Annotated in this window: 21 protein-coding genes; 19 read left to right on the plus strand and 2 right to left on the minus strand. The window is 39.1% G+C overall.

Annotated features, from left to right (window positions below):
* Positions 1-32: 32 nt before the first annotated feature.
* Together ABWP91_RS03735 and ABWP91_RS03740 are read right to left on the minus strand one after the other, a co-directional pair.
* Positions 33-1394 carry a heavy metal sensor histidine kinase gene (locus ABWP91_RS03735; RefSeq protein WP_353242091.1) on the minus strand — a complete coding sequence of 454 codons (1362 nt, stop codon included), beginning with the start codon at positions 1392-1394 and terminating at the stop codon, positions 33-35.
* Positions 1391-2062 (minus strand): heavy metal response regulator transcription factor, encoded by a 672-nt coding sequence (locus ABWP91_RS03740; protein WP_353242092.1) that lies wholly within the window; start codon positions 2060-2062, stop codon positions 1391-1393. Before ABWP91_RS03740 ends, ABWP91_RS03735 begins: the two co-directional genes overlap by 4 nt.
* 225 nt (positions 2063-2287) lie before the next feature.
* On the opposite strand from ABWP91_RS03740, the gene ABWP91_RS03745 reads away from it, so the two are divergent.
* From ABWP91_RS03745 to ABWP91_RS03835, 19 genes are all read left to right on the plus strand, one after another.
* Complete coding sequence (locus ABWP91_RS03745) at positions 2288-2605, plus strand: MGMT family protein (protein WP_353242093.1); 318 nt, start codon at positions 2288-2290, stop codon at positions 2603-2605.
* A 520-nt stretch (positions 2606-3125) separates the two neighbouring features.
* Positions 3126-3446 (plus strand): helix-turn-helix domain-containing protein, encoded by a 321-nt coding sequence (locus ABWP91_RS03750; RefSeq protein WP_353242094.1) that lies wholly within the window; start codon positions 3126-3128, stop codon positions 3444-3446.
* A gap of 183 nt (positions 3447-3629) precedes the next feature.
* A complete protein-coding gene (locus ABWP91_RS03755; RefSeq protein ID WP_353242095.1) occupies positions 3630-4172 on the plus strand; it encodes a fimbrial protein in 543 nt (180 codons plus the stop codon).
* 85 nt (positions 4173-4257) lie between these two features.
* A complete protein-coding gene (locus ABWP91_RS03760; RefSeq protein ID WP_353242096.1) occupies positions 4258-4797 on the plus strand; it encodes a fimbrial protein in 540 nt (179 codons plus the stop codon).
* 70 nt (positions 4798-4867) lie between these two features.
* Positions 4868-7336, plus strand: a complete 2469-nt coding sequence (locus ABWP91_RS03765) for a fimbria/pilus outer membrane usher protein (protein WP_502935786.1) — start codon at positions 4868-4870, stop codon at positions 7334-7336.
* A gap of 87 nt (positions 7337-7423) precedes the next feature.
* The gene (locus tag ABWP91_RS03770) at positions 7424-8131 is read left to right on the plus strand and encodes a fimbrial biogenesis chaperone (RefSeq protein WP_404462930.1); all 708 of its coding nucleotides are present in this window, start codon (positions 7424-7426) and stop codon (positions 8129-8131) included.
* Positions 8132-8141: 10 nt separating this feature from the next.
* The gene (locus ABWP91_RS03775; protein WP_353242097.1) at positions 8142-8756 is read left to right on the plus strand and encodes a fimbrial protein; all 615 of its coding nucleotides are present in this window, start codon (positions 8142-8144) and stop codon (positions 8754-8756) included.
* Positions 8757-8902: 146 nt separating this feature from the next.
* Positions 8903-9880, plus strand: a complete 978-nt coding sequence (locus tag ABWP91_RS03780) for a fimbrial protein (protein ID WP_353242098.1) — start codon at positions 8903-8905, stop codon at positions 9878-9880.
* 8 nt (positions 9881-9888) lie between these two features.
* Positions 9889-10452, plus strand: a complete 564-nt coding sequence (locus ABWP91_RS03785; RefSeq protein ID WP_353242099.1) for a fimbrial protein — start codon at positions 9889-9891, stop codon at positions 10450-10452.
* Positions 10453-10469: 17 nt separating this feature from the next.
* Positions 10470-12167: a PglL family O-oligosaccharyltransferase gene (locus tag ABWP91_RS03790; RefSeq protein ID WP_353242100.1), complete on the plus strand. Its 1698-nt coding sequence runs from the start codon at positions 10470-10472 to the stop codon at positions 12165-12167.
* Between the two features lie 115 nt (positions 12168-12282).
* Positions 12283-12483 (plus strand): DUF4762 family protein, encoded by a 201-nt coding sequence (locus tag ABWP91_RS03795; RefSeq protein ID WP_206082834.1) that lies wholly within the window; start codon positions 12283-12285, stop codon positions 12481-12483.
* 79 nt (positions 12484-12562) lie between these two features.
* Positions 12563-13249, plus strand: a complete 687-nt coding sequence (locus tag ABWP91_RS03800) for a DsbA family protein (RefSeq protein ID WP_353242101.1) — start codon at positions 12563-12565, stop codon at positions 13247-13249.
* The gene (locus ABWP91_RS03805) at positions 13246-14202 is read left to right on the plus strand and encodes a lysophospholipid acyltransferase family protein (RefSeq protein WP_353242102.1); all 957 of its coding nucleotides are present in this window, start codon (positions 13246-13248) and stop codon (positions 14200-14202) included. The genes ABWP91_RS03800 and ABWP91_RS03805 overlap by 4 nt, the downstream gene beginning before the upstream one ends.
* A 5-nt stretch (positions 14203-14207) precedes the next feature.
* Positions 14208-16400, plus strand: a complete 2193-nt coding sequence (locus ABWP91_RS03810; RefSeq protein WP_353242103.1) for a peptidase domain-containing ABC transporter — start codon at positions 14208-14210, stop codon at positions 16398-16400.
* Between the two features lie 2 nt (positions 16401-16402).
* The gene (locus ABWP91_RS03815) at positions 16403-17581 is read left to right on the plus strand and encodes an efflux RND transporter periplasmic adaptor subunit (RefSeq protein ID WP_353242104.1); all 1179 of its coding nucleotides are present in this window, start codon (positions 16403-16405) and stop codon (positions 17579-17581) included.
* A 2-nt stretch (positions 17582-17583) separates the two neighbouring features.
* Positions 17584-19557 (plus strand): ABC transporter permease, encoded by a 1974-nt coding sequence (locus tag ABWP91_RS03820; RefSeq protein ID WP_353242105.1) that lies wholly within the window; start codon positions 17584-17586, stop codon positions 19555-19557.
* Positions 19554-20984, plus strand: coding sequence for an efflux transporter outer membrane subunit (locus tag ABWP91_RS03825; RefSeq protein WP_353242106.1), 1431 nt, complete (start codon positions 19554-19556; stop codon positions 20982-20984). The genes ABWP91_RS03820 and ABWP91_RS03825 overlap by 4 nt, the downstream gene beginning before the upstream one ends.
* Positions 20981-22234 carry a beta-ketoacyl-[acyl-carrier-protein] synthase family protein gene (locus ABWP91_RS03830; protein WP_353242107.1) on the plus strand — a complete coding sequence of 418 codons (1254 nt, stop codon included), beginning with the start codon at positions 20981-20983 and terminating at the stop codon, positions 22232-22234. Before ABWP91_RS03825 ends, ABWP91_RS03830 begins: the two co-directional genes overlap by 4 nt.
* Positions 22231-23040 carry a MaoC family dehydratase gene (locus ABWP91_RS03835; RefSeq protein WP_353242108.1) on the plus strand — a complete coding sequence of 270 codons (810 nt, stop codon included), beginning with the start codon at positions 22231-22233 and terminating at the stop codon, positions 23038-23040. Before ABWP91_RS03830 ends, ABWP91_RS03835 begins: the two co-directional genes overlap by 4 nt.
* The last annotated feature ends 8 nt before the right edge of the window (positions 23041-23048 follow it).

Consider the following 23048-nt stretch of genomic DNA (forward strand, 5'->3'; position numbering starts at 1 on the left):
ATAGCTGACAGTAAGATGACAAATTTGTCATCTTACTTAATTGTAGGGAATCGGAGGATAACTGTACTGGTACCTGAGCAGTGTTCAAAGCTCACTGACCCACCGTGCAATTCAACAATCGCTTTAACAATTGCCAATCCTAAACCAGAGCCTTCTGTTGAACGAGCATTATCCCCCCGCCAAAAACGAGTGAAAATTTCCTCACTATCTTGCAGTAGAGCGCCTTGGTTCGTGACTTTAATTTCTTGGTGGTTGGGATATGTAGTGATTTCAGTGAGTACGCGAGTTTGTGCGTGAGCAAATTTAATTGCATTTGAGATAATGTTAACGAAAACTCGAGTGAGTAGTGTAGGGTCAGCATAGAGGGTTAATGATGATGGCACACATGATAGCTCGATTTGTTTTTCTTGTGCGTAGGCGGAAAATAGCTCATACACCTCATCAATAACTTGAAATAAAACGATACTTTCGCGATTTAACGTAATGTTCTTATTTTCGGCACGGGCAATAAATAGGGTGTTTTGGATCATTTTCGCCAGTTTATCCAATTCTTCTATATTACTGATGATCATCGCTTCATATTCGGCAATACGACGAGGCCGTTGTAATGTAACTTCATTCTGCACACGAATAGCGTTAATTGGGGTTCTTAACTCATGGGCTAAATCATCAGCCAATTGGGTGAGTTTGACAAAATCATGCTTTAATCGTTGTCGCATGGTATTCATTGATTTACCCAGCTCTTTAAGCTCTTGCGGCAACTGCTCAATATCGATAGGGTTCTTTAATGTATAAATATCCGTTTTTGCCGTGATTTTGCTGAGTGATTGAATATCTGAAAGTCCTTTTTTCAAGAGCCATATACTGAGTATCCCCATTAGCAATATTGAAAAGGCTGAAACCAGCATACTTTGGGTTAAATATTGGGCTAAGATGCCACTGCGGTCGACCGAAACTTTGCCGAGGACAACGTGTAATGGCCCTTGTGGGGAGCTCGTCACGAAATATACAGAAGAAATAGGGACTCCCTGCGCTGTTTTCCCATGGCTGATCACATTGATACTTAACTGTTTTTGAGAAACGAATTGTTGTTGGGTATCAAGCTGCACATTATTTGTCGAAACTAATACGCGCCCAGCTTCATCCGAGATTTGGATGATATCTTGGCGCATGTCCATCATACTTTGGAAATACATGGGAAGCGTTTTGATATCAATACCACTAGAAATTAATTTGGCAAGTTGGTGAGCGCGATTAATGAGTAGGTTGTTATCTTGTTCAATAAGCTCATTTTTGAGTGAGTGATACAAAACCCACGTTACCATACCTGCATTGACAACCATCAAAGCAACAAATAATGAAATAAGCTTAAAGCGTAGCGATTTTTTTTTCATTCTTCTGGCCTATTGAAGCGATATCCCATGCCACGAATTGTTTCAATGAGCTTAACGCCAAAATTATCATCAATTTTCTTTCTTAACCGGCGAATAGCGACATCAATAACATTGGTATCGCTGTCAAAATCAATCCCCCAAACTTCACTGGCAATTAATGTTCTCGGCAAGATTTCATCACAATGCAGCACAAAAAATAGTAAAAGAGAAAATTCTTGACGGGTTAAGGTGATTTTTATGCCACCGCGCTCAACTTCATGGCGAGTAAGGTCTATTTTTAAATCCGCAACTGCCATATTTGTTAATGTGGGTTGATGAACTTTTAAGAGATTTTTAACCCGAGCGAGTAATTCTGAGAATGAAAATGGTTTAACGAGATAGTCATTTGCACCGAGCTCTAATCCTTTAATTCGGTCGTCTACTGCATCACGAGCGGTGAGGCAAATTACAGGAATATTTTTAGATGTCCTTAAAATTTTCAAAATGTCCCAGCCATCCATGCCAGGGAGCATAATATCGAGAATAACTAACTGGTAGTTATTCTCTAAGGCAAAGTAGAGGCCATCACGGCCATCTTTGGCGGTATCCACAAGAAAACCGGCTTCTTCTAAGCCATTTTTAACCCAATATTGGGTTTTTATATGATCTTCGATTAAGAGTATTTTCATGAAATTCGAACGGTGGCCTCAATTTGACTTTATTTTATATTAAAGAAACTTAGGCGTATTTAACAATTAAAAATCACAGGATGGTGGCTGTGAAGGCGATTTAGAGTGATAATATATTCCATTGTCGGCTCTGATTTTAGACGTATCATGGACTTTCTATATTAAATATAGGCCTACTTAATAACGTTTCTGAAAATATAAAATATTGAATATAAACAATTAATTATGAATAATGCACCCTCTTTTCAAGACATAATTTATCATTTAATCGGGAGTATTCCTGAAGGTCGAGTAGTGACTTACGGTACTCTCGCTAAGATGGCGGGTTACTCTACTTATGTACGACAAGTATGCCAAGTGATCCGCACGATCCCCGCAGACAGTACTTTGCCGTGCCACCGCATTATAAATGGGCAAGGGAAATTGTCGGTGAAAGGGGAGAGTTATACGCGACATAAAAAAGCACTTATCAGCGAAGGTATTCTTTTTGATTCAAATGATAAGATAAAGCTGAAACAGTATTTATGGGAAGGGCTCAGCTAGAAGGGGGATTTCGAACTTCAACTCCTTCCTCGCTGATAAATCCTATCACTATGATTTTAAAACTATATAAATAGGATTCTAAAAACTCCCCTTTATGCTCAGTGAGCTAAACTCTTCATTGTTTAACAGGCTAAGATAAGTCTTAAAAAAATATTTAAGATAAAATTAAACCCAAAATACGAGTGGGAAATTTTTTTTTCATTAACTTTTTTGGTTGAATTTTAACCCAAATAAACATAAGACGGGTTAAAAGTATATATCAATATTTTCAATTGTATCAATTTGTAAATATTTAACTAAGTATTTTCCCTATTTAAAAAATAACACATTGTTATTTAAGGGTTATTTGCTTTAAGTTGCATTTTACTGTAACAAATACTTATTTTAATAGGGCAGCGGTTTTTTTTAATAAAAATAGATTCGCACTATCAATTATACAAACTAAATATTCAGACATATAATCATTCTAAATTTAACAAAGTGTCTAAGATTTATTATTTAATATAAAGGTTAAATAAAGATGGCTTATTTTTCTAATGGGATAAATATAGAAATAGGACAGTATTTGCGAGGGATAAGGAAAGAGCAGAACTTAACAGGAAGCGAACTGGCAAAAAAGTTAAATGTGAGTCAACAACAAATTTCTCGCTATGAAACGGGGAAAACAAAGTTAACGTTTGAAATGATGGACACCATCTTAGCATTATTTAATAAGTCATGGCGAGATTTTTTTAATCATGTAATAGATAAGCATGATAACGAAAGATTAAAATGCATTGTAATGAATGAAAAAAACTATTATTCGATCTTAGATAAAGATACAAAAAAAATGTGGCGATAATTTTTGCTCATGACAATTAAGAACAAGACATGACAAATAGATAATACAAATAAATAAAATTTAACTTGTCAAGGTGATAACTTTATTAAAAATAATCATTATATGGATTAATGATTATTTTTATCTAAAGTTGTTATGAACAACTATTATGGCAAAATATAAATTATACAGGATTAAATTAATATGAAATTGAATAAATTTGTAGTCGGCGCAGTATTCGCATCAGGTTTTGCTTCATTTGCAGCTATGGCCGCTTATACAGGTACCCCAACTAACGGTACAATTGAAATTACAGGTGAGCTTGTTAACTCTGCTTGTGGTTTAAGCGAAGAGTCAAGCCCTGTTAAAGTTAATTTTTACCAAATCCCTGTATCAAATTTAAAAAATGGTGAGCGTGCAGGTAATGTTAAAAAAGATATCGTTCTGCAAGGTTGTGATACCACAGTAGCTCAAACGGCAACTGTTACTTACACACCATCTACAGTAAACCCGAATGATAGCGCATTAGCTGCATTTACTTCAGGAACTGCAAGCGGTGCTGGTATTGGTTTAAGAGATAATGGAAATCAAGATGTTGTATGGGGCCAGGCTTCTACAGCGGTTAACTTAACTAATGGTAAAACAACAATTCCATTTGTTGCGTACTTGAAATCAGATAATGCATCTAATGCCGTTACTCCAGGTAACTTCGATTCTACAATTAACTTCCAAATCGATTACCAATAATTTGGAATTAATTTAGTGATTGTATGCGGAGTAGTAGATACTCCGCAATACTGAATCTAAAAATATAATTAAAGCGGTGTTACCCATGATAATTCGAGTTAAAAAAATAGCATTAAGCTCTATTTTATTATGGCCCTTATTGAGCTGGGGAGGTGCTGTAAATAACACCCCTGGTGATATTGTTATGCAAGGCGAATTAATTGAGGCTTCTTGTAATATCGATCCTGATAGCCGAGAGCTTTGGATTAATTTCGGGGAAGTGAGTGCACGTGAAATCACGCCTGATGCTAATTTACTTTTAAGTAAAAATTTTAATATAAAGCTAGTCGGTTGTACGCTTCCTTCAGAAGATAAAGGTAGTGCATCAAGAGCTCAAATAACAATGATGGGAAGCACAGTGGACCGTGGTCAGTTACTTCAAGTTAATGGCGATTCAGAAGGTTTTGGTATTCAATTAAAAAATTCTCATGGTGAAATACTAAAATTTAATACAAAACTACCTGATTATACATTACTCGAAGGAAGAAACAGTTTGGAGTTTACTGCAACTTTAGTCGCTTATCAAAAATACATTAAAGCGGGTGAATTTGCAGGTGTATTGAGATTTAGAATGGATTATTTTTGAATAAATATAAAAAATATTTGCGATTTTATTAAGAATCGGATTGGTCTTTGTGAATTCAGAGTGAATTAAAATGATTATTTTTAGTGGGAATATAAAAAAAATATTTGCGATATATATTGCAATGCTTTGTTACTCACCTAATATGTTAGCTAACGATATTGTCGAATTTAATACGGATGTATTAGATGTCGGGGATCGTAATAATATTGACTTAACTCGCTTTTCAAAAGACAACTTTGTATTTCCTGGTACTTACCTATTAGATGTTTATATTAATGGGCAATCATTATCGCAGCAAAAAGTTACCTATATCATTGACCCTCAGGATAGTGAAAAAACGCTCGTTTGTTTTACGCCTGAACAAATTGAGATGCTGGCACTTAAAGAAGATGCATTAAAGAAAATTCAAATGATCTCGCCAGAATGCTTGAATATTTTACCTATATCAGGCGTCAAAATTAACAATTTTGAAGGTAAGCTTGATATTACAATGCCGCAAGCATGGATGAAGTATTCGGATCCAAGCTGGGTACCGCCTGAGCGTTGGGATACGGGGGTTTCAGGTTTATTGTTCGATTATAACCTGAACGGTTCGATTTCACGCTCTTTAGTTAGGCATACAAGTAGACATTCTTTATCTGCTTATGGCCAAGCTGGATTTAATTTAGGTGCATGGCGTTTTAGAGCTGATTACCAAGCAAATTACAACGAACGTGGTGACAGAAAATTCGATTGGAATCAGTTTTATGCATATCGCCCTTTAATTCATATAGCGGCTAAATTAACACTGGGTGAAATTTATTTAAATTCGCAAATTTTCGATACTATTCGATATACAGGACTTAACTTAGCCAGTGATGAGCGCATGTTACCGCCAAATTTAAGGGGATATGCACCACAAATCAACGGTATTGCTAAAAGTAATTCAAAGGTGATAGTGAGCCAAGCAGGGCGTGTTGTTTATGAAACGACAGTGCCTGCGGGGCCATTCAGTATTCAAGACTTGCAAAGCTCAGTTCGAGGAACTTTGGATGTTAGAGTTGAAGGTGATGACGGTGATGTATCCACTTTTCAAGTTGATACCGCCAATATCCCTTATTTAACTCGACCTGGTTATGTTCGTTATAACGTCTCAATGGGGAAGCCTTCTCGCTTTAACCATAAGCCGGAAGGGCCAATGTTTGCGACAGGAGATTTCTCTTGGGGGCTGAGTAATAACTGGTCATTAATTGGCGGGATTTTGTTTGCGGGCAGGGATTATACCGCACTTTCAGCAGGGTTAGGACGTGACTTGTCAGTATTTGGGGCTTTGTCTGCGGATGTAACACAATCGGTTAGCCGAATTCCTGGTGAAAATACAGAAACAGGGTCTTCCTTTCGTCTAAGTTATTCAAAATCTTTTGATGAAATAAATAGTACGATCACATTTGCGGGATATCGCTTCTCACAAGATAAGTTCCGCACACTATCACAATATTTAGATGAACGTGAAAACCGTTATTTAGGTATAGGTCGCCAAAAAGAGATGTACACCATTACCGCAAATAAAACGTTTTGGGCGGATGAACCTGATTGGCGAACAACACTATTTTTAACTTACACCCATCAAACTTTTTGGGATCAAACATCTCAAGATAGATATGGCTTGTCTGTTGGTCGAACATTCCGATTAATGGGGATCGATGGGGTCTCCACGAATATTGCCGCCTATCGTTCAGATTATCGAGGAAGACGTGACGATAGTGTCTCCCTTTCTGTATCTGTGCCTGTTGGTGATAGCCGTTGGGCAGGATATGACTTACAAAATAGCGGAAGTAAAACAAGTCATATGCTGTCGTATAGCGATAATAGAGATTTCAATAACTTATGGCGAGTAAGGGCTGGGCGTAGTGGTGATGATCGTGTGCAATTTGACGGTTATTATCAAAAGCGCACTCAACTTGCGGATGTAAATACCAACGTCAGCTATCAAGAAAGACAAACTGCATCCATCAATGGGACATTGCGAGGCGGCTTTACTGCAACAGCCTATGGAGCCGCACTGCATAATAGTAGCGCGACAACAGATACTGCACGGATCATGGTGGACACAAATGGGATTAGTGGTGTGCCATTTAACCATGAAAAAACACGAACAAACTGGGCGGGTATTTCAGTCGTACCAGATATCGTGAGTTATTACAGCTTCGATACCCGTATTGATGTCGATAAGCTAAATAGTGATGTTGATACCAATAAAGCGATCGCAACGTCAACACTGACGGAAGGGGCGATTGGTTATCAACGATTTGCTGTTGCCCAAGGTGAAAAACTGATTGCCACAATTCGCTTTAATAATACCGTTCCTCCGTTTGGGGCGGATGTGACCAACGCTGACGGTATTAATGTTGCAATGTTGATGGAAGATGGATTGGCGTATTTGATGGCGGTAAATCCTAAAGAAACATTAACGGTCTCTTGGGGTGGAAAAGCGCAATGTAAAATTCAATTACCTGAAAAAATTAATCCTGGTATGTCAGTTTTACTGCCTTGCCAATAATGAAATGACAATCAGAACAAGTTTTTAAATAAGGTATAAAAAATGGCGATTTGTATAAAAAAATGGGTGGGTGGTTTACTGGTAATTATGGCTGGAGTAAGCCAATCATATGCAGGAATATCACTAGATAGAACTCGGTTGATTATTACCGGCGCGGAAACCTCTTCGAGTGCTAATTTATCAAACACCAGTTCAAGTATTCCCTTTTTAGCGCAATCTTGGGTTGAAGATGCAAATGGGAAGAAAATTACATCTCCATTAGTGGTATTACCTCCATTACAAAGAATTAATGGTGGGCAAAAAGGTGTTGCTCGAGTCTCTAAAACAGCGGAAATAGATAAACTTCCTCAAGATCGCGAAAGTTTATTTTATTTAAATGTTAGGGAAGTGCCACCAAAGCCAGATAAACCAAATGTCTTACAATTAGCAATGCAATCGCGCATCAAATTATTTTATCGACCAACGGCAATTATTCCCACGTCAAAAAGTGCAATTTGGCAAGACCAAGTGACATTTTATAAGCAAGGAAATAACTGGCGAGCTGAAAACCCGACACCTTATTTTGTCACTATTATTAGTTTAAATAATAAGTTGATTACAGAGGGCGGGAAAAAATTAACGGACTTTCCAGGGGTAATGGTAGCGCCTAAATCTCATCTAGATATCAAGGTCAATGGAGCTGGTGAAAGCTTTACCATGATGTATGTGAATGACTATGGCGGTCATCCAGAACTGAAATACAGTTGTAATGGAAATATCTGTAAAGCACTACCACCGGAGCAACAGCCACGCTAGGAGTATTCGCATGAAAATTAAATACTTAGGGTTCGTGTTACTTGGGTTCGGCAGTTTTTCTGCGCTTGCGGAAATGGCTGATGATAAAACCTCGCGCCAAACCTTATTGGATGTACACAGTACTGTACATTTTCAAGGGAGTGTATATGCATCACCTTGCGTTCTCGAATTAAATACGCAGGAACAATATGTTGATTTAGGCGAAGTAAGTGCGCGGTCATTTCATCGTATTGGCGATAGAAGTACACCAGTGACTTTTAGCGTCAGACTTAAAGATTGCCAGCGTGGTGCATCTAAATCCTTTGTAAATTCGGCGGGGGAAGCAACGCAAAATGGTAAGCGTTATTACCTAACAGGTGAAAGCGCGGTTTCGTTGAGTATTGCAGGGGATTCTGATTTTTATAACCCAGATTTAGTGCGAGTTAGTGGTGGTGTTAAAGGTGCGGGATTGCGTATTTTTAGCCAAGACCATGAGAATTTAATGCTTAACCAACCTAAAGGCTCATGGGTGCTTAAACCTGGGGATAATAACATTACCTTAAACGCATCTTTAGAAGCGACAAGCCAAGTTGTTTCAGCAGGTAATTTTAGCGGACTAGTTAGGTTAAAACTGGAGTATTTATAACAATGTCTATATCCAACAATAAAAGATTAAAAGATATAGCGATCGCGACTAGTTTGGCGATAGCGACATTGTTACCTCTGTCAGTATTTGGGTATCCACATGGGGCTGTAATACCCGATGGGGGAACCTATACATTCGAAGCAAGAATGAATAACCAGCTTTTGATAAATGAAAAAGATGCAGAGACGGTATTTAATTTTGATGTTACAGACTGGCCTTATTTTGATATTTATTGTCAAACTTATATGCAGCCCGGTGGGCCAGGTAACAACAATCCCGATTCTGGAATGACCTTTGATTTAATGTCAACCATACCCCAATCAATGCAAAATCCGGGTTATCTGACCTTAAATGAGTATTTCGATGTGAAAGTTGAAATCCAACTCGGCGGAACACAGCCTAGGAAAGTGGCTGTTCCTGCATCGAACTTGTGGAATGGGGGGTCTGATCCAATGGAGTGTAGGCCGACGAGTACAAATAGCCGCCCTTATGCAACAACGCTTCGAACGGGCTCAAGCGGGACAATAACGTTTAGGTTAAAAAAACCGATTATTAATGGAATTACCATAAACCAAGCAGAATTAGTTCAAGTATTTGCTAAAAAAGGAACCGCGACTAACGGATTAACGTCTTATCCGCCAATTCCATCAACACGTGTTGTACTGGCTGCGGGAATTATTACAGTCGCTGATGAATGTACGATAAATGACGGGAATCCAATTAATATTGACTTTAAAGATGTTGCAAATACAAGTGAACAATTAAATGGAATTAATTATGCAGAACCTTTTAATATCCCAGTAAAATGTAGAGGTGGAAGCTTTACTACGGGAGATCTTAACATCAAGTTATCTTTACTTCCAGGAGCTTCGGGTCAAGCCGACTTTAATGCGGATTATTACGGAACATTAAAAAATAGTGTGAAGCGAACAAATCTTGGCATTGTTATTAAAGATAATTTGACGGGGGCATTAGTTAAACCTAACCAAGCTTATACTGTACCTAATTTTTTTAATAACCAAGGTACTTGGAATTTAACTGCGGCACCAATTGCAGCACCAGGTAGCACGGTAGACGATGGAGAGTTTACAGCGACAGGCACGATCCTCGCTGAATTCCAATGAGGTTAACAATGCAAAATAATAATCAAATGTTAAACACAATTTATTTATCAGTATGTTGCCTTTTTTTATTTGCTTCGAGTCAGGCTATTGCTGATATTACTCATACTAATATGGGGAGTTATTCTTTTAAGGGTAATGTGATGGTTACACCTTGCCAAATTGCACCAGGTAGTGAAAAGGTACCCGTAGATTTTAAAGAAATTTCAGTAAAAGAGCTTTATTCAGCTGGGAAATCGAAACCTTTACTATTTTCGATTCATTTAACAAACTGTAATACGTCTGTATTTAATGCGGCAACAGTAACATTTAATGGAATAGAAAATAAAAATCTCCCTGATCATTTAGCGATTAGTGACAAAAGTGAAGCAAATGGAATCGGGATTGGGCTATTAAATTTAAATGAAACACCGATAGCGTTAAATGTTCCATCATTGGCGCAAAATTTAGCGGATAATGATACGGAGCTTCAATTTAAAGCTTATGTTGAAGCCGAACCAGAAGCTCGAACTAATCAGACTATTACATATGGGCTATTTTATAGTACCGCATATTACACATTAAATTATCAGTGATAAGTAAAATAAATACGATGAGTGTAATAAAAAAATTAAATAGTTCATATTTATATAACCGGAGTAATTGGGCCGTTTTCGGTAGTGTAGTTGTATACTTTGGTATTATATTTCATATCTATCTACCTAATTTAGGTGGGGCTGGCTTTTCACTGCCATTAAATATCGTTAGTGCCTTTTTTTTGGCTTTATTTTTGTTGGTGGTTGTTTTTTTTCAAATTAAAATAATGAGTGTAATTTATTCGCTAGCTAGTAATTTTATTTCATTAGGGTTAATTATCTTAATGGTTTTGTGTTTTTTTTCGCCAGAGAACTATCGTTACAATGCTTACTTAACAGCTTATTGGGTATTAGGGATATTAATATTTTATCAAGTTTTAGCTCAGTTTAATATTTCAGATATAGGTCGTGAAATTATACTTTATGGAATACTCGTCGCTGCCATTATAGAAAGTATATTGGCGATGCTTCAAGTTTTTAATCTATTGCCATTAATAGGGCTACCTTATCCGCCATTAAATGGAGATAGGCCATATGGAGTATTTCAACAGGTTAATGTTTTTTCTAGCTTCATTTGTGTGGGAATTGCAAGTGCAGTGGGTTTATTGATTAAAATAAAGAATATTAAATGGCCTTTAGTAGGCTTTATTACTGCTGCTTTGGTTTTGATGAGTGCAACGTTACCTTTATCTCAATCATTAACGGGTTATTTAAATTTATTTATTATTTTTATTGTTTTTTATTTATTTGCAAAGTATCATCGCAATAAAATTTTATTTATTTCTGTATTTGTTATTCTGGGTTTAATTATTGGGTATGGAATAAAAAATGGCCTTGATATAATAGATGCAACTGAAAGTAAATTAAACACATCCCGTATTCGATGGGTTTTATGGCAACAAAGTTTATATCTTTTCAGCGAGAAGCCATTGTTGGGATGGGGTGTTGGAAGTTTTGAGTCTATATTTCTAGAACGATTTGGCGGTGGCTTACTAGAAACTAATGAAAGAATAATGTCGCATCCACATAATGAAATATTACGCTGGATAGTTGAGGGTGGATTTGTTGGCCTTATTGCAATAATATTGATGATTATAGGTGGTGTGGTTTTACTATTATCTATATTTAAAAGAAAGAGTGATAATTATATTTACTTGATTGTCGCTTTACCTATTTTGTTTCACATGATGACTGAGTTCCCTTTATGGCTATCTATGCCTCATGGGATAGTTTTAATCTTATTATTACGCTGTGCTGATTCACCAAATAAAAAACACAAACTAAATAAAATGGTAAACTACTTTTCAAAAGGAATTATTATATTTGGCTTAGCTTTTTCAGTCGTTTTTTTATACATGACATTACAAGTACAACAATATTTAACCTATATAGAAAAAACGGGGCAGCAAGTGTTGTTATCAATAGAAAAGCCTCTTTATCATAATTGGAACTATTTATTGATGTATGACCGTTATCAATTCGATTTGAATATGGGGTATTTATTGCGCTATAACGAAACGCAAGATGTTAAGTACCTTAACTTATTTAATGATTGGGCTATGAAAGCATCAAGTTCATCTCCTGACATTAATATTTATATTTCTTGGATTCTAGTTCTAAATGAGCTAGGTGAAAAGGATAAAGCAAGAGATGTTAGATATAAGGCGAGTTATTTGTTTGGCGAAAATGAAAGGTTAAATCAATTGATTTTTTAGTTGGTTATTATTGTTCTTCTTTTCTAAAAATAAAAAATTCTAAAGAATTTGTTGATAAAAAATTATCAACAGATATGTGTTTTATTAATTAATATTTATCTTAAAAGGAAATAACATGAAAACATTAAATGCTATCGAAGCTGCTGCTGTAGTTGGTGGAACTAAACAAGTTTGTACTGATTCTTATGAAAGTATCATTGTTGGTGGTGTTTCATCTTGTAAATTAATTACGACTTGTACTGACAAGCATGGAAATAAAACATACAAAGCTAAAAATGTTGACGCTGCAAACTGTTCAGGTGCTGTTAAACCATAAGGTTTAATTTAACTACCTTTAATTAATACATGGGGATGGACCCCCATGTATATTTTTACTTTAAATAGGAACGGCTGTTATGAATATGCATTTTAAACCAATAACCATCACAATTTATACAATATTCGTTGCTGTGATTTCTTCACTCATGACGGTTTTGTTCTACCATATTTTTATTTTTAATAGTTTTTCAAACAGTAACGTAGATGATTCTTCTTTTGTCGAGTTTAATACCGCACAAGTTTTATCAAGTCCAATAAAGGAAGATAATAGCATCATAGAAATATTTTCTTATGGTTGTCATTATTGTGCGTTAAGCCATGACAACATGGCCAAATTTGAAAAGGAGCTTCCAGAGGGGGTTACGTTTAAAGCCATTCATTTAGCAATGGATAATAACTTAGGGCTTGCGGCATACGCGCCGATTTTTGCAACTCTTGAAGAAATGGGTGTAGAAGCTAAATTGCGCCAGGAACTGTATAACTCAGTCATTAATGAGAAATTGGACTTAACCAAGAAAGATATTTTAGATACATGGTTAAAGCAGCACGATATTGACCCAGTTAAATACTTTGAAGTTAGCCAATCCAGCGCAGTTAAAGACCGTATTAAATATATGGCTGAAGTTACCCAGTATTATCAAATTACAGGCACTCCCGCATTTATTATTAATAAACGATATGTCGTTTATCAGGATCGTGATTTCCCTGAATTTTCAGCTTATATGTTGGAATTATTGGAAAAAAGCAATAAGGCGCCACAGTGATCCGGTTTTTAATTGTTTGGACGGTGTTCAGTGCAAAAAGTTGCTTAATACCACTTACAAAGGGATATGAAAATCTCAGTCACTATGGGATCTCTTCTTTTCGCTTTCTTTTGCGTCGCGGTGATATTACCCCCGTTTTGCTAATGGCTAAATTAGGTTGCCGAATCGGAGTATTCGGTCGTAAATACCGTAATCAAAACAACGTTGCAACGCAAAATTACCGCAGTTTAGTGGAGACAAATGGCAACGTCGATGCGAGATGGATTGCAGTACAGCGTTTTATTTTGGAAGAAGCGGCTACATGGGGGCAAAACCGCCAAATTATGGCGCAATTACAAGCTTGTATTCTTGCCCTTGATAGTGTTGTCGCACCTTTGCATCAGCAAAAAAAACCGATTATTTTGGCGCCATTACATATGGTTTCTGATGTTCTGGCTACGGTAGTTGGCGCTGGGGTTACTCCAGGCAACGCTACGGTAGTCATTTCATCCAGTGCGGAGCAACAAAAATACAACGCCTCTGCCCGTGAATTAGGCCAAGTGAATTTGTCGTATTGCTCAATTCATCAAGACAATAAGTCATTAGCGACTCAGTTAATGACTTTAATGGCAGAAACTGCGACGGGCCAGAAAAATATGATTGTATTTCCAGATATCACGCCAGATTACACCATTCAAACTGAAGAAGGGATGTCGAGTAAATTATCGTGCCAGTTATTTGGTCGAGCAGCGAAATTACATAATGGGGTTGTACGTTTATCTAATGCGATTTCAGCGCAGGTCGTTTTTTATCATCTGTATTATCAAAATGGCTTAAAAATCAAGATACATCCACCTGTTGCTGCAAAAGATGTTGCAGCGCAAATGCCCGTTATTATCGAAAATTCAATTCGCGAATATCCCAATGACTGGCTTTTATGGCATAGCCATTCACTTTATTTTATTAGTCACTAATAATAATGAAAAATACTATTCCAAATTTTGTCGCTCAAGAAGAAACGAATGAATGTGGTTTGGCATGCATTGCGATGTTAGCCCAAACTCAAGGCCTTTCGCTTTCCCTTAATGCATTGAGGGAAGTTCACCCAGCTTCCGATCATGGAACTTCATTGATCGACCTTTCCTCAATTTTAGCAAACTATGGCATCTCAACTACGCCTGTCTTATTTGAGCATGATGAATTAAATAGCTTGCCGCTTCCTGCGATTTTGCATTATGGCGCAAATCATTTTGTCGTACTTGCTTATCGCAAAGGAAACAATGTTTGTGTAATGAACCCTGCGATAGGGCAGCAGTGGCTACCATTTTCTGCACTAAAAGCCGAAATTAGCGGTTATGCACTGATTTTAGATCCGGATACGGCATTGGAAAAAGTCGAATCACTTTCCTCCGGACATAGTACAAATAAGGCCTCCACACAGAAAGTACCTCATGCGATGAGTTTGAAAGAAACCGCTAAGGTGCGAGGTATTTATTGGTTGATGACCTTTGTTTTCCTCGTTTCGCTAACCCTGTTTTTAATGCCTGCAATGGTGAGTAATGCAATCAACCAAGCCTTTTCAGATGCTAAAAATGCAGTGTTTCCTTATGGTTGGTTTATTGTCGCATTTGTTGTTGCCACGCTACTCGCACTAGGTGTTCGTATGATAAGCGAACGGTTTGTTAAACACTTTGTGTTAATTAACAGTGGTGTGGGTTTTTCGCGGTTAATGAGTAACCCTCTGCGTTTTTTTGAAAAACGTGCACCAGGGGATATTTTTAGTCGTTTTGTTGCTTGGCAGGGCGCGTTAACTGAGAAAATTGAGCTTGATAATGGGCTTAGAACCGATTGGGTTATTTGCGCCATTGCATTGGGTGTGATGTTTTGGATTGCGCCTGTTCTTGCTGTTATTTCAGCAGCAGGGGTGACAGTGATGGGGCTCATTAGTGTATGGGCAATAATCCGCGACCGTTGGTACACCCAGCAATTACAGCTTAAAGCCGCTGAGCTGAATGATTTTTTTATGGAAACCTTACAGGGCATTCTGACCATAAAAACAGCAGGCATAGAGGATCAACGTAAGGCGCAATTCGCGTGGCTAAGCCGTGAATTATTTACCTGTATGCAGCGTCGAAATGTGTACCAGCAAATTAAAGATGGTATTTACCAGCTAACAGGTAGCCTCGAAATGGTTATTTTTATGCTGGTTGTGCTGCCAATGGTTGCTAATGATATGATTTCCTTAGGCGATTTTTTTGCTTATAGCTTTTTACGCCAAATTTTTACTACCTATGTCACTCGAATTTTTTATGCGATTATCCATAAATCTCAGCTACATATTATTGATACACGCGCTCACTCTTTATTTCCTCAAAAAAGTGAGGAAAGCACGGTCTCACCTCAAAAAATATCACCAGCAGGTAGAGCCCCGAACCTTAGATTCGAAAACATTCATTTTAGCTATGACCCATCGAAGCCAATATTAAATGATATCTCGCTAGATTTGCCGTCAGGTGCTCAGGTTGCCATTGTGGGTGAATCTGGCGCGGGTAAAAGTACCTTGTTGAGAATTATTGCAGGGCTATTCAGTGCACAGCATGGTGAATGCTATTCAAATGAAGAGCTTGTCAGTGCTCAGCAACTTACTCAGCTTGTTTGCCTTCAAAGCCAAGAAGATATTTTATTCAATGCAACAGTGTTAGATAACATCACATTGTTTGACCCTAACTTCCGCGAAAAAGACCGAAAAATAGTCGAAAATTTACTCAATAAATTGGCGTTAGGCCCAGTGGTGAGCCAGTTACCTGGTGGTTTAAATGCGTTGATTAGGGAAAGCCATTCCGCACTTTCTCTTGGGCAGCGGCAACGTGTGTTGTTGGCTCGTTCACTTTACAGTTCTCGCCCAATTATTTTATTGGATGAGCCTACCGCAAACTTAGATGAAGAAACGGCAAAAATCGTTATAGAAACAATTCAGGAACATTGCCTAAAAACAGGAAAAACTCTCATTGTTGTGACACACAGTGAGGAAATCACGACAAGATTTGATTCAACGTATCGAATAGCTGCGGGGGAATTACATAAAAAAGGACTAATCAGAAATGATGGTGGTAATCGTGATGATGAACCTCAGCCTACAACGCCTTTGCTTGCCAGCGCAGGAGAGTTTTGATTATGACGTCTCCCCGCATTAAACCGACATTTTTACACTTATTTTTGCGAGCTCGTGTTTGGATTGGCCTTATCGCGTTGTTGCTTGTCGTTGTGTTGACGAGTCTTGTGTGGCAAGCACCGACAGAAAACGCACAAAATAGAGTTATTCTTTCGGTTGAGCGGGGTGATATTGAAAAAGTGGTCATGGTGACTGGTACATTAAAACCGTCTATTCAAGTGAATGTGGGAGCTCAGGTTAATGGACAAATTAGAGAATTATTTGTAAAGCAAGGAGATAGGGTCAGTAAAGGACAATTATTAGCTGAAATAGACCCGACAATTCAGCAGTCTGAGCTTAAAAATGCGACGGCACGCTTATTGAGCGCACAAGCACAAAAGCGCGCAGCAGAAGCAACACTCATTCAATACATTAAAGCCTATCAACGCCAGATAATCATGCAGCGCGATGGTTCGGGTATTCGCAGTGAATATGAGCAAGCACAAGCACAATATGAAGCGCAATTACAGCAAGTTAGCGTTAATGAAGCATTAATCACACAATCAGAAATGGATGTGCAAACGGCTCAGGCTAACTTGAATTTTACCCGTATTGTGGCCCCAATTAGTGGTGAAGTACTGGGTATTGTTGCAAATGAGGGACAAACAATCGTTTCCTCACAAACGGCACCTACGATATTGGTGCTGGCTAATTTAGATAAAATGCAAGTGCAAACCCGCATTTCAGAGGCTGATATTCAAAAAATTCAGCCTGGCCAGCTACTGACATTCTATGTAATTGCAAATCCTGAAAAACAATACGAAAGCACCATGGGCTACGTGCAACCTATCCCACCCGAAGCCCTTGATGAGCGTAATAATAATTCAGCTGGTCAACAAAATAGCGCGATTTATTACAATGGAACATTTGAGGTTGATAACACCGATCGTGCATTAAAAACGTCGATGACGGCACAGGTTTTTATTCGTGTAGCCCAAGCTAAAAACGCGCTGCGTTTACCTGTCAGTGCGTTAGGGCGTTCTCTGGGTCTTAATCAATATGAAGTTATTGTTATCAAAAATGAAATAACAGAAGCTCGAACCGTCAAGGTAGGCATCAATGATCGCCATTTTGTTGAGATTCTGGAGGGTATCACTGAAGGTGAGCAAGTTGTTGTTCAACAAGAGAAAATAGCGAGTTAATCATGAAGATAATAACACCAACGTTATCTTCATCTCACCCTCTCATTGAACTTCACCATGTTTGTCGTGAGTTTTCGGCTGGAACGCAAATCATCCCTGTATTGAATGATATAACACTATCGATAAATCAAGGGGAAATGGTTGCCATTATTGGCGCTTCCGGCTCTGGTAAATCAACGTTGATGAATATTATCGGCTGTTTAGATAAACCGTCTCGTGGCGAAGTTTTTATCAATGGTATTCCTGTTCATGAGGCGAGCAGTGAGCAGCTTGCTGAGCTGCGTAGCCAATACCTTGGTTTTATTTTTCAGCGCTATCATTTAATGCCCTATCTCAGTGCGGAAGAAAATATTGCCATTCCAGCGCTGTACACAGCAATGTCCAAAAACGAGCGTACGGACCGAATTCAGCTTTTGGCTGATAAGCTCGGATTACAAGCTCGCTTGAATCATAAGCCGTATCAATTATCTGGTGGGCAACAACAGCGGGTCAGTGTGTGCCGCGCATTAATTAATGGCGCGCAAGTCATTTTAGCGGATGAACCAACGGGCGCTTTGGATAGCTCGAGTGGCCATGCATTAATGAATATTTTGCATCAACTTCATCAAGACGGCCATACCGTGGTGATTGTGACCCACGATAGAAATATTGCTGAGCAAACTCAACGTATTATCGAAATCAGTGATGGGCAAATTATCGCCGATAATCAAAACCTTTCACAAGCGCAAGCGCGTACTCAGCATAATCTTCCTTCTGTTAAAGATAATGGTCGGGCATCACTTTGGCACGGTATTTATGAGTCTATTCGTATGGCTTGGCGGGCATTATTAGGGCACCGAATGCGCGCTTTTTTATCAATGTTGGGCATTATTATTGGCATCTCTTCTGTTGTGTCATCAATGGCGGTGGGTGAAGGCGCAAGACGTGCCATTATGGATGAAATCGGTAAGTTAGGCAGCACAACGCTTGAAATCCGTCCAGGCACTGGATGGGGAGCAAAGCGGCCAGATATGGAACGCGCATTATCATTAAATGATATTAAAAGCCTAAAACAGCTCTCATGGATTGAGTCTATTTCGCCAGTTGTTAGCAGCATGACAGTAGCCGTCAATAAAGGGCTCGATTACTCCATCATGCTAAATGGTGTTTCTGATGAATACTTTGCTGCTCAAGGTATTCAAATTTTGTCTGGAAATCAATTCAGTGTGTTAGATGTGAATGACAGTGAGCCTGTTATTGTGCTGGATGATGCCAGTCGGGATATTTTATTTGCACCCGATGAAGAGCCCTTAGGCCAAATTGTTCAAATTGGCAGTTCACCTTGGCGGATCATTGGGATTGCGCGCAAACCAGGCCCGAAAATGTCCAGCGGATATGTTATGGGGTGGGCACCTTATTCAGCTCTTCAGCAGCGAGTTCTCGGTGATAAACCAATTGAATATATCACATTACGTTTTCCCGAAACGTTAGCCGCTAAACAAGTAGAAATGCAGGTCGAAAAGCATTTACTGCGTGAACATGGGAAAAAAGACTTTTTTATTCAGTCTGATGACCAACTTGCTAGTGCGCTACAAAAAACCTCTGATTCTATGTCATTACTGATCACGTCGATTGCAGCCATCTCCTTATTAGTCGGTGGGGTGGGTGTTATGAATATTATGTTGGTTTCAGTCACGGAGCGAACCCACGAAATAGGTATCCGCCTTTCAGTGGGGGCGAGGCCTGCGGATATCATGAACCAATTTCTAATTGAAGCCGTCATGATCTGTTCGTTAGGGGGGCTCATTGGGATTATAGGCTCGTGGTTAGCAGGCGGCATTTTTGCGTATATCACGACTGAATTTACCATGGTATTCACACTGTTACCTGTGTTATTGGCTTGTGGTTTCTCTGCGTTAATTGGCTTAGTTTTTGGTTATTTCCCTGCACGTAGGGCAGCCAAGCTTAACCCAACGGAGGCATTAGCACGGGAATGAAAATAAAATCGCCTTATTTTGGCTCAGTGGTACTTTTTATCTGTTTACTCAGTGGATGTGGGAGCTTTACCCGCACCGAGTACCAACGTCCTGATCTTATTTTACCTCAGCAATGGGATGATAAAATTCAGCGCTCATCGAGTGCGAATGATGTTATGTCATCTGACCAGCAGAGGAATACCGTAGGACGTTGGTGGGAAAATTTTAATGATCCCAAGTTATTCCAACTGATTAATCAGGTTCTAGAAAATAACAATGACTTAGCATTAGCCGCAATTAAATTAAAGCAGGCCCGCAATACGGCAGGTTTAGCAAATACCAATATAACTCCTGACTTTTCATTAGGGGGATCTGCGAGTAACACAAAATCAATTCGCCATGGAAATTCATCACAAGAAAGTTATAGCGCAGACTTAACATTAAGTTATGAAATTGATTTATGGGGAAAATTGGCCCGCGTTCGTGAAAAAAATACGTGGGAGGCTGTCGCCACTGAGCAAGATTACCATGCAACGACGCTTGTGATAATCAACACAACGGCACAGTTGTATTGGAATATTGCCCTATTAAACCAACAGATAAAGAATCTAACGGTAAGTCAGGAAATTGCCCAAAAAAGTCAGCAACTCATTCAGTCTTGGTACCTAGCCGGAAAAGTGAGCCAATTAGATTTATTGCAATCCGAACAAACGATAATTAGCCGTAAGAATGAATTGCGTCGGCTTATCAAGGAAAGAGAAAGTTCTCGTAATGCCTTGGCGTTATTACTTAATCGCCCAGCTGAATTACATGCGAGTGAACTTGCTTTTCTTAATAGCGAACACCGAGTGGAAATCCAAGAGATGACACCTTTGGCGGTTTTAGCTCAACGACCAGATATTCAAGCCGCAGAGTCACGTTTGCGCTCAGCGCTTGCTGGTTCAGACGCTGCGAAGTTGAGCTTTTATCCTACGCTGTCTCTTCAAGGTGCGCTTAATGCAGGAAGTCAGTTATTCACTCAATGGTTTAGTGATCCTACTCGTGTTATTGGCAGCAGCATCTCACTCCCTTTTATTCAATGGAATACCGTAAAACTGACTATTGAACAGTCAGATTTGCAGGTACAACAAGCGGCTGTGTCATTTCGAAGCACAGCCTATAGTGCACTCGCTGAAATTGATAATGCCATGGAGGCGCGTTTTACTGCGGATGAAATACGGACACAGTTACAGCAGTCATTATCCCTTAGCCAGCAACGATTAAAACTCACGGGAAATCGTTATCGCGCTGGCGCTGTTGACTATCAAACACTACTTAATGCGCAGGATGATTTGTTATCCATCGAAAACTCATTAGCGCAAAACCAATACGATTATCTTTATGCAACGTTGCAACTTTGGCTAGCACAAGGTGGTGGTAGCGTTCATCACGAGGACAACCAATCATGAACCAAAAGACCCAATTAAAACGCGTTGTTGTGACAGGATATGGCGCTGTCACTCCCCTTGGCGGAACCGCGCAGGCATGTTGGCAAGCAATCATGGATAAGCAATTAGGGTACCGTTACGTTGATAAAACGGATAAAAACATCCACAGCCATTTTTTGGGGTTAATTGATGATGAACCCAATTTAAAAGGTGTACCTGCCGCAATTCGCCGTCGGTTACCAAGGCATACTCGCCTAACGTTAGGGGCAGCTCGAGAAGCTATGGAAATGGCGTTTTCTGGGCGCTCGCCATCTGAGTTTTATGACCCTCTTATGTGCGGCGCAATTATGGGGACAGGATGGGCGGGTTTAGACGAGAGCTATATGTCTGTAAGTGAGTTTGATGCAACAGGTATGACATCGCCATTCAACTGTTTTTATGCAATGCCAAATGTCACAACAGCAGCATGTAGCCAATTTTGGAATTTACGAGGATACCAAAACACGACAATAGCTGCATGTGCCACAGGGACCATCGCAATTGGGGATGCGTTTGAGGTTATCCGCAATGGCAGGGCTTCTATGATGTTAGCGGGGGCGGGCGAATCATTACGTACAGATTGTGCTGTGTGGAATATTGACGTATTAGGTGCTTTAACTCGTGAAAAAACTGACCCAACACGTGCTAGTTGCCCATTTAGTGCGGATCGCAGTGGGTTCGTATTATCTGAAGGTGCTGCGGTCGTATGTTTAGAAGAGCGTGACAGTGCAATTGCCCGAGGAGCGGTGATATTGGGTGAAATTACTGGGTATGCAAATTATTCAGATGCATTTGATTTTACTTCACCCGCAGAGGACTGCGTTGCCCGCGTTAAAACGATTGAAACGGCGTTACAGCAAGCGGGGCTAGCACCGGCTTCGTTAGATTATATCAACGCCCATGGTACCTCGACGGCGTTGAATGATTTGAATGAAACAAAATCGCTTAAAAAAGCCTTAGGGGCAGCCGCTTACGGTATTCCAATCTCCAGCACGAAATCATATAGCGGGCATTTAATTGCGGCAGCGGGGAGTTTTGAAACCATCATTTGCTTACAAGCGATGGAACATGGCGTGATGCCTGCAACCGCAAATCTTTATAACTCTGATCCACAATGTGACCTTGACTATATTCCGAATGACCACCGTTTCAAAAAAGTAGAAAGAGCGTTGAATCTCAGTTTTGGTTTCGGCGGAGCAAATGCGGCGTTGATATTGGAGAGCGCGAAATGATAACGCTGCATTACACATTAGCCGATGCGGCTGGATGGGCCAAATTTTCTGGAGACTATAACCCGATTCATTTTGACCTTAAGTGGGTGCAAGCGGCTGGTGGAGAACAATTAAGTGTTCATGGAATGCGCGCATTGCTTGATGCGAAACAATTTGCGAGTGAGCGATTTCTTCACAGATCGCAAGATGCTCAACAGAGAACAAAATCAGCGTTCATTAAATGTGTCGTACGGCTACGAAACCCATTATGGAATGATAAATTCTATGATCTAGTCGCGCGCAATAAAGCGGGTTCAGTTGCCATTTTATCCACAGAAGAACAACAAAATTGCCTAACTTGTCAATTATCTCCGCTCGATAGTTTAAATATTAATGTGATGGATTGGGAGGGCAGTATTTCTTCGGCGGATATGGCCAAATTACAGCTGTCTTTTCCACTTTATCCAATGGAGATGTATGAGTGGCAATTTATGGATGCAATTTTATTTCAATATTTGATACACGATAATTCATTATTAAAACAAAAAGATATCTCGAAATGGCTGCCAGAAGGCGCAACCCTAAAAGATATTTTTTCTCGCTACCCCATCGTACAAACACATCAGGAAGTAATTTTTGATAGCGATCTACTGAAAAAATGGTCTCCGATGAGTAAACCTAACTCGATGAAAATTCAAATTTTACCAGCACTAGTGATGGGGGATTTGGCTAGTGGGCTATTAATTAGCATCAATATTGTTGGTAGTTATGAAAATAAATTAATCAGTAATTCAATCACTTTAAAAGTGAATGCGTTAAATCGATAACCGTGAAA

It is taken from the genome of Providencia sp. (genome assembly GCF_040396775.1).
Classification (GTDB): domain Bacteria; phylum Pseudomonadota; class Gammaproteobacteria; order Enterobacterales; family Enterobacteriaceae; genus Providencia.

Coding starts and splice junctions, on each gene's coding strand:
- ABWP91_RS03830 (WP_353242107.1), top strand. CDS start 20,981: ATGAACCAAAAGACCCAATTAAAACGCGTTGTTGTGACAGGATATGGC.
- ABWP91_RS03825 (WP_353242106.1), top strand. CDS start 19,554: ATGAAAATAAAATCGCCTTATTTTGGCTCAGTGGTACTTTTTATCTGT.
- ABWP91_RS03745 (WP_353242093.1), top strand. CDS start 2,288: ATGAATAATGCACCCTCTTTTCAAGACATAATTTATCATTTAATCGGG.
- ABWP91_RS03835 (WP_353242108.1), top strand. CDS start 22,231: ATGATAACGCTGCATTACACATTAGCCGATGCGGCTGGATGGGCCAAA.
- ABWP91_RS03795 (WP_206082834.1), top strand. CDS start 12,283: ATGAAAACATTAAATGCTATCGAAGCTGCTGCTGTAGTTGGTGGAACT.
- ABWP91_RS03765 (WP_502935786.1), top strand. CDS start 4,868: ATGATTATTTTTAGTGGGAATATAAAAAAAATATTTGCGATATATATT.
- ABWP91_RS03785 (WP_353242099.1), top strand. CDS start 9,889: ATGCAAAATAATAATCAAATGTTAAACACAATTTATTTATCAGTATGT.
- ABWP91_RS03735 (WP_353242091.1), bottom strand. CDS start 1,394: ATGAAAAAAAAATCGCTACGCTTTAAGCTTATTTCATTATTTGTTGCT.
- ABWP91_RS03775 (WP_353242097.1), top strand. CDS start 8,142: ATGAAAATTAAATACTTAGGGTTCGTGTTACTTGGGTTCGGCAGTTTT.
- ABWP91_RS03750 (WP_353242094.1), top strand. CDS start 3,126: ATGGCTTATTTTTCTAATGGGATAAATATAGAAATAGGACAGTATTTG.
- ABWP91_RS03810 (WP_353242103.1), top strand. CDS start 14,208: ATGAAAAATACTATTCCAAATTTTGTCGCTCAAGAAGAAACGAATGAA.
- ABWP91_RS03760 (WP_353242096.1), top strand. CDS start 4,258: ATGATAATTCGAGTTAAAAAAATAGCATTAAGCTCTATTTTATTATGG.
- ABWP91_RS03800 (WP_353242101.1), top strand. CDS start 12,563: ATGAATATGCATTTTAAACCAATAACCATCACAATTTATACAATATTC.
- ABWP91_RS03770 (WP_404462930.1), top strand. CDS start 7,424: ATGGCTGGAGTAAGCCAATCATATGCAGGAATATCACTAGATAGAACT.
- ABWP91_RS03815 (WP_353242104.1), top strand. CDS start 16,403: ATGACGTCTCCCCGCATTAAACCGACATTTTTACACTTATTTTTGCGA.
- ABWP91_RS03820 (WP_353242105.1), top strand. CDS start 17,584: ATGAAGATAATAACACCAACGTTATCTTCATCTCACCCTCTCATTGAA.
- ABWP91_RS03790 (WP_353242100.1), top strand. CDS start 10,470: ATGAGTGTAATAAAAAAATTAAATAGTTCATATTTATATAACCGGAGT.
- ABWP91_RS03780 (WP_353242098.1), top strand. CDS start 8,903: ATGAATAACCAGCTTTTGATAAATGAAAAAGATGCAGAGACGGTATTT.
- ABWP91_RS03755 (WP_353242095.1), top strand. CDS start 3,630: ATGAAATTGAATAAATTTGTAGTCGGCGCAGTATTCGCATCAGGTTTT.
- ABWP91_RS03740 (WP_353242092.1), bottom strand. CDS start 2,062: ATGAAAATACTCTTAATCGAAGATCATATAAAAACCCAATATTGGGTT.